Annotated in this window: 9 protein-coding genes; 8 read left to right on the forward strand and 1 reads right to left on the reverse strand. The window is 66.0% G+C overall.

Annotated features, from left to right (window positions below):
• Positions 1-335 precede the first annotated feature (335 nt).
• Positions 336-956, reverse strand: a complete 621-nt coding sequence (locus tag AB0F52_RS48490) for a hypothetical protein (RefSeq protein WP_360186410.1) — start codon at positions 954-956, stop codon at positions 336-338.
• 1,270 nt (positions 957-2,226) lie between these two features.
• Between AB0F52_RS48490 and AB0F52_RS48495 the strand changes: the two genes are divergently transcribed.
• The 8 genes from AB0F52_RS48495 to AB0F52_RS48530 all read left to right on the forward strand — a co-directional run bounded on the left by AB0F52_RS48495 (position 2,227) and on the right by AB0F52_RS48530 (position 13,264).
• Positions 2,227-2,697: a hypothetical protein gene (locus tag AB0F52_RS48495; protein ID WP_360186413.1), complete on the forward strand. Its 471-nt coding sequence runs from the start codon at positions 2,227-2,229 to the stop codon at positions 2,695-2,697.
• Between the two features lie 280 nt (positions 2,698-2,977).
• Entirely contained in the window at positions 2,978-3,289 is a 312-nt protein-coding gene (locus AB0F52_RS48500) for a hypothetical protein (RefSeq protein WP_360186416.1), read from the forward strand.
• A complete protein-coding gene (locus AB0F52_RS48505; protein WP_360186419.1) occupies positions 3,289-3,909 on the forward strand; it encodes a hypothetical protein in 621 nt (206 codons plus the stop codon). Before AB0F52_RS48500 ends, AB0F52_RS48505 begins: the two co-directional genes overlap by 1 nt.
• Positions 3,910-4,338: 429 nt before the next feature.
• Entirely contained in the window at positions 4,339-7,305 is a 2,967-nt protein-coding gene (locus AB0F52_RS48510) for a tetratricopeptide repeat protein (protein WP_360186422.1), read from the forward strand.
• Positions 7,306-7,384: 79 nt separating this feature from the next.
• Positions 7,385-8,341, forward strand: coding sequence for a hypothetical protein (locus tag AB0F52_RS48515; protein WP_360186424.1), 957 nt, complete (start codon positions 7,385-7,387; stop codon positions 8,339-8,341).
• The gene (locus tag AB0F52_RS48520) at positions 8,284-10,356 is read left to right on the forward strand and encodes an AAA family ATPase (RefSeq protein ID WP_360186427.1); all 2,073 of its coding nucleotides are present in this window, start codon (positions 8,284-8,286) and stop codon (positions 10,354-10,356) included. The genes AB0F52_RS48515 and AB0F52_RS48520 overlap by 58 nt, the downstream gene beginning before the upstream one ends.
• Before the next feature lie 663 nt (positions 10,357-11,019).
• The gene (locus AB0F52_RS48525; RefSeq protein WP_360186430.1) at positions 11,020-11,394 is read left to right on the forward strand and encodes a hypothetical protein; all 375 of its coding nucleotides are present in this window, start codon (positions 11,020-11,022) and stop codon (positions 11,392-11,394) included.
• Position 11,395: 1 nt separating this feature from the next.
• Positions 11,396-13,264, forward strand: a complete 1,869-nt coding sequence (locus tag AB0F52_RS48530) for a caspase family protein (RefSeq protein WP_360186433.1) — start codon at positions 11,396-11,398, stop codon at positions 13,262-13,264.
• Positions 13,265-13,445 lie beyond the last annotated feature (181 nt).

Raw genomic sequence — 13,445 nt, forward strand, 5'->3', positions numbered from 1 at the left:
CATTCGCCCAGCTCGCCTGCGCGGTGATCTGCTACCGCCGAGCCATCAAACTGGACCTGCTCACCCACAACAACCCCAAATGAGATGCGGTCTTAAGAACTTCCGCCGGCCGCGCATCCGCACCGAACGACGAGCCGACGTCCAGTTGATGAGTTTCACCCGTTGTCCGAAACGGCATCCACGACGGTGGTAACGGGTAACCACGACACATTCAGCACACGACGACCTCCTCAGCCTGGCCGAACCGCTGCTGCCACGCACCTCCTCGAAGTTAAGCGTCCCAGCACAAGATCGATCACCGGGCCGATCTGCGCTCAGTGGGAGACTGACGTCCCTTAGCTGAACAGCCGGTAGTTCAGCACGATGTATCCGCTGGGCGGACCGCCGTGTTTGATGTCGTTGCAGCTGATCCAGCTTACCTTGCCCTGGGATGTCCGCACGCAGAACTGGTCTCCGACCCACACGACGAGAAAAGGTCCGCCCACTGCCAGCCGGTCGTCTGCCACCGCATTGCGGCAGCCGACAGCCGCCTCCTTTTCCGTACCCGAGTAGCGGAAAATTGCCGATCGGTTGGCGCTCAATTGGCCGTCGAAGTAGAGGTCGATGTCCCCGTTGGCGCCGTCGGCGTTCACCGGCTGGGGATCAGATGCGTCGACGTCGATCCCGGAAAGGGCCGCGATCCGGACCTGGGCCGGCACGCCACTCGTGGGGGCCAGGCTAGTCAGCGGCGCCGACCCGGCAGGCGAGTTCGCGCCGGGCGCCGTGCTCATGACGGTTACCGTGCGCGGGGGGACACCGGCCGCCCCCTGGTCGTTGCCCACTTTGTAGGCCGCGAAGAGGCCTCCGATCAATGCGGCGATCACCGTGCCCATGGCCGTGATGACTGTTCCACGGCGGGTGATGCGTGCTGCTTGAACCGCCGGATCGACCTGCTCGCCATTGCTTCGTCTACGCAACGCAACTTCTCCCCTTCGGACCAGTAATGATCATGCCCACGACCGAGCCGCGCGCCGCGCCGCAAGTCTCGGGTGCGCGCATCGCCGTTACGGTGCACTCCCGGCGCTTCACCCATGGTGCTCTAGCGTCGTGGCCCAGGTCTATGCAGGCGGGTTCTTTCCTGGCAAAAACCTGCTCTGCGCCCCAGAAAGCTGACCGAGTGGGCTCGTGCCTGTTCAGACCCCGCAGTTCCACGCAGCACTTGATGAACCTCCGACTGAGCCCTGTCCCGCGATCGGTATTTCTGCGAACGGAGACCCAAGGGAGTCCCCAACGGGGATCAGCAACGGCAACCCTTGCCCGCTTTCCACCGAACACGCAGGTCAAGGGCTTGATCAGCAATGGGCTGCCTGGGGCTCGAACCCAGAACCTACGGTTTAAAACCGGAAACTGGTGTCGACGAGTGCTGCCAAATCCCGCCCACTGGCAATAGATGCAGGTCAGCCAATGTTCTCGCCGCTCCTCAGTATCGCGACGTGTCGCCCGGTGTCAGGCACTACTTTGGCAACGGAGCCCCATCGGACGCATGTCGCTACGGGACGGCGAACGGCCGGTCACGCTGACGCCGTTCCCCCAGGCCCCGCCCGCAGGACGAGGTCATAGTCCCGCGTCCCGCAGCGCGGCGATCCGGCGCGAGTACTCCGGGGCCGGCGGCGGGACCTGGCCGAAACCTCGCGATAGCCGCCGCATCCACCGCCGCGATCTCCCCCGGCCCGCCCGTGACGAACGGCGTCAAGACCCGCCGTGTGACGAATTCCCAGCTAGCTCATCCACCCGTTGTTGCAGACGGCGCAGGCGACCTTCACCATCTGCCGGAACGGCGGCTGGGCACCGAAAGACCGTCCGATCCCCTCCAGAGACCCCGCGCCGTGTTCGACCGGTTCGAGGTCGAGCCGATTCGCGTCAACCAGTCCACAAGCACATCCTCGCCGGTCAGCTCGCCAGTGAAGCCGCAGAAGGCACAGCTGGGCATGATCCCCTCTACAACGGCCGCTAGAAGCCGGTTGGGCTGATGAACGTCGAGAAATCCGAACTCGGCGTGCACGGTTCCGCCAGCCGCCGTGCGCGTTCCTCCTCGGACCACTCGTACCGCTCAGGCGGCACATAGGACGGATTAGACCACTCACAGTGCCGGCAGATACCAGCAACCAGATCGTAAGAACCATATGACTCGCAGCGCTGCGGCGGCCTCGCCAGCCGGAGCTTCGCCGCAGTGAACATGCCCAGCAGGTGCTCGACCGCCTTGAGCCCGATCTCGGCGTCTATCCGGATCGCGTTCTTCGCGTGCAGGAGTTCGTCCGGGTATTCGTGCGCGCTTGCGGCGTCGACGGCCTCGACCTGGACCTGTGGCTGACCGCGTGGCGCTCGGTCAACCACAACAGCCGTGCCCCGGTCACCGAACCCACCGAAACGCGGATGGCGGAGCCGGCAACGGCACCCCCGCCAGCTCCGATCACGGAACCGACCGCGGCCGCACCTGGGGATACCGCCTCCCGCCTGCGGCTGGCCGCCATGTCGGTGGCCGGTTCCGCGGCCGCGGCGATCCGGCTGTGCCGCTCGACCACCGCGCAACGCTGGTTGCTACTCGTCGGGCTCGGCGCCGCCGGCGCGGCGCTGCTGCTGCGGGTCGCCGAGCTCCAGCAGCACCTGACTCCATCCCGGTGCACCAAGCCGGACTGCCCCAGCTCATCACCCGACTGACCCACGGCAAGTCGCGCCGAACGGGCGGGACCAGCCGGGCAATCCCGGCAGGTCCCGCCCGATTCGCCCGTCGCTTGCTGGAAACGAGATTCCGTGTCCACACCACGCCACCACCGCGACCGCCGACCTCACCAGCGCGCCCACAAGCGCTGAGGGAACAACCCGATCCACTTCACGCCGGGCCGCCTGCCACTTCCGGTCAACGATCACGCTCCGCTGCGTCGACCGCCGGAACCCCACGACACGCGCCGGCGCGATCATCGTCCTGCTGTTCGGGGGCATGGCCGCGGTGTCCCAGCTCGCCGCCGCCCACGCCACCGAAACCAGCTGGACCGTTGGCGCCACACTGGCACCGCTGATCACCGCGATGATCAGCTCCGCCGTGCGGTCAGCATCCCCGCTGATGCCGGACCTGCCGCACACCGACGCACCCGTGCCCGCGGCTCCTACCGGCGACACGTCCCGGGAAGCGACGGCCGTGAATCACAGCGTCCTCGCAGGCCACCCCGGACAACCTGCACGGCTGAGAAGACGACCTGTGCCGGACGCCACCCGTCGTTCGACGCCCTACAGCCGCGTGCTGGAGACCTGATGAAGAACCAGCTCGGCGCGCTCAGCCTCTTCGTCGGTCTCGTCGGAATCGTGATCAGCTACCTGTCGCTGGCCCACGACTCGCAGGCGTGGCCCTACACCGGCCCGGCCTGGATATGGATCGTGCTCGGCGCTGCTGTCGCAGCCGGCGAGTTCTGCTGGATCCTCGTCCGGAGGATCCGCAACGCGCCACTGTCGCTCTGGGCACTGTCGGCAGGGTTCACCATGGCCGTGATCGGGACGGTGGTCGGCACCACTGCCGCCGCCAGCACCGCTGCCGTGCAGATCACGGCCGACGCGAGCGCGGGCGCAATCGCGTCGGCAGTTTCGATCGACTCACTCAGCGATGATCAATTGATTGATGATCCGATCACCGTCGGCGGGCCGGTCGATCACCCGCTCGCATCCGGCGAGTCGATGTGGCTGTTCGTCGGCAACATTCCGCCTACCGGTGGGCAGCCGAGCACCTATTACCTGCTACCGGGACCGTGCGAAATCCGTGACGGTGGCCGATCATGGGCCCGCTCGAACGTCGCGCTGGCTCACATCGGCAGGCGAAAGATCGACTTTACGTGCTCAGCGCCGTCGGCGATCAACCGCGCATCTTCGGGCAGCAATTGATCACCGGTGGGCGTTTGGACGAACACAACCGGCTCGTCGACAAGTACCAGCTCACCGACCCAGCTGCGGGACCAGACCCACGCAACAGCAACACTCTCCCGGGCGGGGCGAACCTGCGACAGCAGGACTCCGTCACCGCAACGCTGGCCAGGTAGCCACACCGCATCCGCCGCCTCGCGCTCGGCCCAGCGGCCGAGATCATTGCATTTATTGCCGGGGCGCCAATTGTGTTCATCTGCCTGGATTGATCACGTTATCGAGGACTGGGTTCTGACGGACAAGGCGCTCACTCGACCATTCATCCGGTCGACGATGCCGCTCGTCTACCGACTATTGCTACATCCTGCAGATGCTTCGCTAGAGTCTCGTGGAACTTAGTGGGGGGAAATGATCCAGTCACGACAAGTTGTGCATCGCTTGATCCTGGCGGTGGACATCGAAAGCTACGGGGATCTACGCCGCACCACGCCACACAGGCTGGCGGTGCGCCAGGGCCTCGACCACGCTCTGCGCTGCGCGTTCGACGAGGCCGGCATTCCGTGGTTCGACTGCCGCCACGACAACACCGGCGACGGCAGCTTCATCCTGGTCCCTGCGCAAATTCCGAAAGGTCCCTTCGTCGAGGTCCTGCCCGCCGTCCTCGCATCGGAGCTGCGCCGGCACAACGAGACACACCAGCCCGAAGAACGGATCCGGCTGCGCATGGCCCTGCACGCCGGAGAGGTCGCCTACGACGATCAAGGTGTGACCGGGCCGGCGATCAACCGGACGTTTCGTCTGCTGGAGGCACCGCAGCTCAAAACCACCCTCGCCAGCTCGCCCGGCACTCTGGTCTTGATCACCTCCGACTGGTTTTTCGAGGAAGTCGTCCGCAGCAGCACGGTCGTCGACGCCGCCACGTTCCGACCGGTGCAGGTGACGGTCAAAGAGACCGCCACGACCGGCTGGATCACCGTGCCCGACCTGCCGCGCCCGCCGGACATCGTGATCGCTGCTCCTACCGCGGCAGACCGACCGCGCGAGCAGCTGCAGGCAGGCGATGCCGCGGACTCACCTGCAGACCGGTGCACCCTGCCGCGGGACCTCCCGGCCTTCACTGGACGCACCGCGGAACTCACCGAGCTGACGACAGCAGTGGCCGACGCGGCGAACGACGGCACACTCGGCATGGCGATCCATGTCATCGACGGTATGCCCGGGATCGGGAAAACGACCTTCGCGGTGCACGCGGCGTACCAGCTGGCACCCCACTTCCCCGACGGCCAGATCTTCCTCGAACTGCACGGCCACAGCCCCGGCCAAGCTCCGGTCACTCCCGCCGACGCACTCGCCTCGCTCCTGCTCCTACGAGGTGTTCCAACCCTGTCCATCCCTGCCGACCTCGGTGATCGCGCACGGCTATGGCGGGAGAAGCTGGCCGGCAAGAAGATCCTCCTGCTGCTGGACGACGCACTCGGCGAGGACCAGATCCGGCCGCTGCTACCCGGTGCCGCCGGCAGCCTTGTCCTCATCACCAGCCGACATCGGCTCGAATCAATCACCGACGCCGACCGGGTCCCTCTCTACACACTTCCCCCCGCAGAAGCCGCGGCGATGTTCGACCGCTACACCGCCGACGTCGAGCACGAAGCGGCCACGGTGGCCGAGCTGATGACGCTGTGCGGGCACCTGCCCCTGGCGATCACCCTCACCGCGGGCCGGTTGCGCAGCCATCCGGCCTGGACACCCCGGCAACTGGCCGACGACCTCCAGCACTCCCACAACCGGCCCAAGACCCTGCGCGCCGGCAACCGGAGTGTCGCCGCCGCCTTCGACCTCTCCTACCGCGACCTGACCCCCGACCAGCAACGGCTCTTCCGCCGCCTGAGCCTGCACCCCGGCAGCCACATCGACGCCCCCGCGGCCGCCGCGCTCGATGGGACCGACCTCGACACGGCCCGAGAACACCTCGACTCGCTCTACCTCAACAACCTGCTCGACGAGCCGTCGCCCGGCCGCTACCGCCTCCACGACCTGACCCGGACCTACAGCCACTCGCTCATCGATCCCAGCACGGACGATGGCGCCTTCGACCGCCTCCTCGCCCACTACCTCCACACGGTCCGCGCCGCGCACCACTTCGTGAACAGCGCAGCACCTCGCCCGGAGTTCATCCCAGGTCCCTCGATCCCCACGCGCACGTTCGCCACCGGGAAGGAAGCGGCCGCCTGGCTGACCGCGGAACGGGCAACCGTCAGTGCCTGCATCATCTCCGCCGCGGCCAACGGCCGAGTACGGCGGGCCGCCGAACTGGCGTTCGCCCTGCATCCTTTCCTCGAGCAACACGGTCATTGGCACGACGCCCACCGCATCGACCAGGCCGTCCTGACCGCCGAGCTCGCCGTACACGACGTCGCCGCGGAGGCCGCCACCCGCGCGGACCTGGGCCGCGTGCAGCGTCTGCTGGGCAGCTACCACGATGCGGCCGCGAACATGGACCGTGCTCGAGACCTGTACGCCGAGCTCGGAAACCAGCTGGGAGAGGCAGACGCTCTCACCGAAGCCGGCCTCGTCCAGCTGGGACTCGCCGAATACACCGAAGCCACCACCAGACTGACTCGTGCCCACCAGCTGTTCGACGAACTCGGCAACCCGCTGGGCGTGGCCGCCGCACTGGTGCACCTCGGCCACGTCCAGCACCGGATGTGCGACCTCGACGCAGCACGCAAGAACAGCGAACGCGGCCTCACGCTCTACCGAGAGCTTGGCAACGGTCCCGGCGAACTGGTCGCGCTACTGGCCGTCGGGTGCGTACACGCCATCGCCGGGCAACTCCCCGACGCGCTCGCCGCGTTCAAGCAGGCACTCGAGTTGTCGAAGCGACTCGGAGACCGATTCGCCGAGGCCAGAGCCCTGAACAACATCGGCCGGATGTACTTCGACTACGGCAACTACGGAGCAGCTGACTGCTACTACAGCCGCGCCCAGATCATCTACAGCCGGCTCGACTACCGCGCCCGCGAGGCAATCACCCTGACCAACCTCGGACGACTGCACCACGCCGCCGGCAACTACCGGCTGGCGTTGACCTACCTGACCCGAGCCCAGGACCAATTCGGCGACGACCTCGGCTGGCAGGCAGAAAACCTCAACAACCTCGGCGGGCTCGCACTGGACTGGCCAGAAGCCGGCAACCCCGCGGAGCTCTACCGTCGCGCACTCGACCTGGCGCGCGCCGTAGGAGTCCAGCTTCAGGTCGGCCGGGCGCTCGATGGACTCGGTCGGTGCGACCTGAAAGCCGGCAATGAGGAACGCGGCGCGTCCTACCTCCGTCAGGCCCTCACGCTCTACGCGGACATCGGCGTACCTGAAGCCGCAGCAGTCCGAAAAGTCTTAGACGGACTTGCAATCTCGTGAGCAGCAGTCATCGCCGATGTCGAGCAGGAGCGCGCAACGTCGCCCCGTCCCCGTCCGACTACCTAGCGGAGGTGCAGCGATGTCAAAGGCTTTGAGCTACGTGGACGCGGTGCGCGTTTTGGACGGCGGAGCACCGAACAAGGTTGTTGCCGCACTTGATCATTTGACCGGTGGTGCATTGCTCGCGCTGACCGCTACCGGCTCCACGCTCGCGTTGAGCCTCTTCGACGCCAAATCCGAGTTCTTCCGGCTGACCAACGAGCTGGTGTCCAGACTGACCACGCAACTTCGAGGCACCGGCAGGATGGAGCGCGGAGAGCAGCTGACCGCCGCGCACAGCGCCATCGTGGTGGCGTCATTCTTCGACGCCGTGGCGGCGGTTCGTTTGCCCTTCAACGTTGACGACCTCGAGTTCACCCCGTCGGATCGGCTCACCACGGCGTTGCTGCGAACCCCCGCTCCTGTGTTGGCGCCGCACCGGCCTTACGAGCAGTCAATCGAAGCACTTGCGCTCTACTACGACGACACTGCCGGCAAGGTGTTGGAATTCCTCACCGGGCTGGCCGTGTGGGACGGCTTAGACGACCGTGACAAGGGAGCAGTCAAGAGGCTGATGCTCGGCGAAGTCACGGCCAAGGCGGTCACGAAGTACGAGGATATGTTCCGCCGCCTGGCCACTGACTTCCCCGAAGTTGCCTTCTGGGCCAACCTTGTCGATCACCAGGCGACCAGGGCTGAGATCCGGCAGTTGCGGGCCGGACTGGCGGGTGTCACGCAGGCGCTGTCGAAGATCGCGTCCGGGCGCGTCCCTGACGACCGGCGGTTGAGACTGGCGCGCTTCCACGAGGCCGTGCTGTATCGGCCGCTGCTGCCGGCGACCCCGCCTGGCATCCGGTTGCCCACCATCGCCGAGGCTTATGTCAACCCCCATTTCCGCGTCGCCGCCGACGTCGCGCAGCACCACATCGCCGACGAGGAATGTGGCAGCAGCAACCCGTCCGCACCGACCTGCAGGAGTTCCTTGTCGGGCACCTGACATCGCCAGCGGCCGCCGAGGCGCCCCTCGTGGTTCTCGGCCAGCCGGGATCGGGTAAGTCGATGCTTGCGAAGGTGCTTGCGGCGCGACTTCCTGCCAGCGATTTCGTTGCCGTTCAGGTGCCGTTACGTGAGGTGGCAGCCGACAGCGACGTGCAGACCCAGATCGAGCAGGGCCTGCGAATCTCAACCGGCGAGCAGTTGCCGTGGCGTGACTTCGTCGGTTCGGCGGGCGATGCGGTGCCAGTGGTCCTGCTCGACGGGTTCGACGAACTTCTGCAGGCGACGAAGGTCAGCCAATCCAACTTTCTCAAGCGTATTGCCCGATTCCAGCAGCGTGAGGCTGATCTTCAGCACCCGGTCATCGTCGTGGTCACCAGCCGCGTATCAGTGGCTGACCGTGCCCGTCCGGCCAGCGGAATGGTCAGTCTGCTTCTCGAACCATTTGACGATGGGCAGATCGAGCAGTGGTTGGGGCCGTGGCGCCGGCTCAACGACACCGCTCTCACTGTCGACGTCTTACGCCCTCACGCTTGCCTGGCTCGGCAGCCTCTGCTGCTCCTGCTCCTCGCGATCTACGACCGCACCGAGTGTTCGCTTAGGGAGCACGGGGATGCTATTGGACAGATCCAGCTCTACGAAGGGCTGCTGGCAGGGTTCGCCAAGCGGGAGGTGCTCAAGCAACACGCTGACGAGTCCGATGATGAAGTGACGCGACTCGTCGAGCATGAACTGGTCAGGCTGTCGGTCGCGGCGTTTGCGATGTTCAACCGCGGCCAACAATGGGTCACCGCGGACGAACTCGACGCCGATCTCACCGCGCTTCCTGTGGGTGAGGTCAGTGCCAGGGTGGTCATCAGCAGTTTCTACTTCATCCACACCGCTCAAGCGCTCAGACAGGACAACCTCCGGCTGCGGACCTACGAGTTCATGCACCCGACGTTCGGCGAATATCTCATCGCCCGGCTCACCGTGCGGGAGTTGCTAGCTCTCGCCGACGGGCACCGCGACAACGACGACTTCCTTCATGCGTTGCTCTCGTTCGCGTCTCTCACCGCGCGGAGGACCGTGCTGACCTTCATCGGCAACATCGTGATGAAATTGCCGGCGCGTGGCCTGCAACCGATGCGCGACACCCTCTTGTCGCTGTTCCATGCCGCGCTTCTACCGAGGAGTTCTGCGCTGCTTGACTACCAGCCGGGCAGCGCTCTGGTGCCCAGGCGCTGTGCGGCGTACTCCGCGAACCTGTGCGTACTGCTGGTCACGGGACCATCTTTCGAGGTCACGACCGATCAGCTCTTCCCCGGATTCGAGCATCCGGTCGGGGAATGGACGAGGACCGCGACCTTCTGGCTCGCCCAGCTGTCGACCGAGGGGCGGCAGGGACTTGAAGAGGCACTCAAGCTGTCCCGGCACTGGCAGGACGGGAGGAGGGTTGTACGGATTACGAGTGGGTTCAACGACCTGGGCGCCCGGGAGCGGAACGTAGACCTGTACTGGTCGTACCGGATCCATCTGGACCGCGAGTCGCGCAGTGAGGGCGGCTACTACGGCTGGATCCGCTTCAACTTCGACGCGCTTGCGAGGGAACTCGAATTCCTATGCAGCGCTGAAGGCGACACAGTTGCTCATGCGTTGGCGCCGTTCGCGGACGACTACGGGACCATGATCACCACTCTCTGGGGCTTCGGCGACGGGCGTCCGTTCTCGGCCGCAAATGCCCTGATGACTCTTTGGCTCAAGGCCGGAAGCGAAGCCAGCGGCGACGAGTTGGCGGCCGCGTACGACCCCTGTATGCGGTACGCCGTGCACGGCTTCGCGCCTGACGACAGTGACACGCGGCGGAAGTTCCGTCTCCTCTTCTTGCATCAACTGCAGGTCGTGCGCGACCGGCTGCCCCTAGCGGCGTTGGATCGCACGGTGCGGGAGATGCTGCGCACTGACGGCCCCGAGGTCGAGGACAAGGAGGATCTGCTGACTCTGACGAGGGCAATCTGCCCCAAGCTACTGCCGTGAACGACACCGCGTAACCGCGGCTCTCCGAAGGAGACCGGACATCTTCGCGACCGACGAGAATACTCCACCGCCTGACGCTCGGTGCTGGCGAAGGCCCGCAAGTCTGAACGAACCACACGAGCCATCGGTACTGCTCGCGTAGCCGCTACTGAACCGGCCGGCGCGCGCCGCAAGGTGCGGATTCAGCGCGGTGCCGGCACGGCGGGTTTCGAGCAGCGCGCTTGGAAAGCGAAACATGACAAAACATGGTCAGAGGCACGAACTGCGATGCCGAACGATGCGATACCCGCCCTCGTGTACGAGAATGGCGCGTCCTCGCCTGCAAACTCGACGTCAGGCGGCCTATCGGGCGCCGAGCGCCCTCGGTGTCGCAGCGGCAGCCAGCGCTCCAGAGTAGTGGCAATTGGTGCCGGCTTCGGCTCGTGCGGCGCCGCGCGGCTGCTGGCCGACGTGGGCGACATCCACCGGTTCGGCAATCGGGACCGGCATATACCCGGATGACAGCGCCTTCGGCAGAGCACAGCACCTATCGGTGTGGTCCTCGCTCATGAATCCCGTGTGCCGCTCAGCAATCACGTACGGACATTCGTCGATCTGCGTAACACGGCGGTCCGGTCGCCGACTTACTGACGACCAGGCCACATGTATCGCGAAGGAGCCGTAGTGTTGCAGCAGCGCGAGATCGAACTGGTCGTCGGCGGCTGGGACGACGATCCCGCCGAGATCGCCGACGCCGGTGACCGCCTCTGCGAAGAGCTGGACCTGCTCGACTTCGACCGCCTCGACCGGCCGGCTATCCCGAACGATTCCGGCACCCGTGCCGGCGCCGCGGTGGCTGCCGGCACGCTCGTCGGGCTCCTGGCTTCCCCGGTCGTTCTGCGCGCCGTCGTCGAGGTCGTCAAGAGCTGGCTGGAGCGACAGAAACGCGGGTCGGTCACCATCACGGTCGGGAACGACAGGATCGAGCTGACCGCCGCCACCCGTGGACAGCAGGACGCACTCGTGCAGGCCTTCCTGGACCGCCACGCCGGCAGCTGACATGGCCCGCCGCTGCCTCATCATCGCCAACCAGTACTACCAGGACCCCGACTTCGCCGAACTCCCCGGTGCCACCGAAGACGCTATCGCCCTGTCGGAAGTGCTGGCGCAATCCGACATCGGTGGCTTCGATGTCACGGTCGTACGTGACCGCGGCGTCACGCACATCCGCCGCAGCATCGAATTCTTCTTCCAGCACGCGGAACGGGACGACCTGCTGTGGCTGCACCTGTCCTGCCACGGCATGAAGAACCGTGACAACCGGCTGTTCCTGGTCACGACCGATACCGAACGCGACTACCTCGCCTCGACCGGCATCGACAGCACCTTCATCAGTGACCAGGTCGAGAGCTCCCTCTCCCGCCAGGTCGTCGTGTTCCTGGACTGCTGCTACAGCGGTGCCTACAGCCGCGGCCTGCGTACCCGCTCCGCCGACGATTCGGTCGACGTCGCCGAAGCCTTCAGCGGCAAAGGCCGTGTGGTCATCACCGCGTCCAACGCCCTGCAGTTCAGCCACGAAACGATGGCGACCAGCCGCGACGCCGCGGCACCGTCGATCTTCACCCGGGCGATCGTGACCGGGCTCGCCACCGGTGCCGCCGACCTCGACCTCGACGGACGGATCACCGCCGAGGAGCTCTACGACTACGTCTATCGGGAGGTGCGCGCGCAGTTGCCGAACCAGACACCCACTCGGAGTGTGTCCAGCGCCGAAGGAACGATTCTGCTCGCGCTTAACGCCCGTGTCGGCGCGTCACAGCTACCCGCCGAACTCGTGAAAACGAGCCTGAGCCCACTGGGCTGGCAGCGCATCGGCGTCCTGCACGAGCTGGAGAACTTGCTCGGCAGCCACCGCGAAGACATCCGCGACGCCGCGCAAGACCTGCTCGCGCAGCTCATCGCCGACCCCGACATGACCGTCGCCGCGCAGGCACGCACACTGTGGTCCGGCCGCGGCCTCGGCGAACTATCGGCTGCCCGCGGGACGCGGGCCTCACCTGCTCGAGCCCGCAGCGCCGAGAACGGCCTCGGCTCAGCGCCCGACTGCGACGATCAGAGGACCGACGCCGATCACACGAGAACCAGCGACTCGGCCGAGACGGTCCGCACGGCGCCAACCTGGACGGCCACCTTGGGCGAACTCGGACACAAGCTGAGAATCACGGGAACGATGAGGGGCAACCGGCTCCGTCGACTCGCCAGAAAGGGCGAGGCTGCGAGTCTCCCTCATCGGTGGTACATCGGTACGGGTGTCTGGGTAGCTGTGATGGTGATGGTGTTCGTGCTTCTGGTCTGTTTGCGGTCGGATGTGGCCAGCACGGCGGTCCGGTCGGCCGGCGACGGCACCGTGCCACACGCGAACTCCGGAACATCCGCGTCCCCAAGCTCAAGCTCGTCTCCGCCGCCGACTATGTCTGGCACCTCCAGCACGTCCGGTTCAGATGTGCCGCTACGGCTGCTGCCGCTGCAAGACGGCGCCACCGTCGCTTCCACGATCTCACTGCAGTCGACGACTGTACCGGCGGAGAACGGCGTCAGCCTCAAAGCCGTTGCCGCCGGGCTCGCACCCGAACACTCCGTGCTCGCTGGCGTGCTCCAGCCGGACCGCTCCCACTGCTCGACCATGAAAGCCGTTGTCCACGTCACCAACCCGTCATCGGGGACTCGGGACACCACCGTGCCCCTGGACTCTGGGCCCGTCCGGCTCGGGCCGGCAGGCATGCGGATCGCGGTCACCTCCGGCGACGTCATCAGCATCACCGTCTACGCCTCCGTCTGGAGCCATTTCACCTTTAACGGCGGTCCCATTCAGGCAGCCTGCTACAGCGGTGTGCTGAAGCTGACTGATTTGGGCACCACTCCCGCGTAGTCCGCACCGTGACCTACGCGTTGGCTGCTGGCGTCGTGGGCGCCATGCTCATCTACGAGGAATGCGTCTCGCTCAGCCCGCGGCATGGGGACTGTAAAACGAGCGGTGTAACTCCCGATCATGGAAGTGCACCTGATGACCGACATGATGTCCAGCGTGGAGAACGCTGAGGACTCGAAGG

Source organism: Amycolatopsis sp. NPDC024027 (assembly GCF_040638975.1).
Lineage (GTDB): Bacteria > Actinomycetota > Actinomycetes > Mycobacteriales > Pseudonocardiaceae > Amycolatopsis.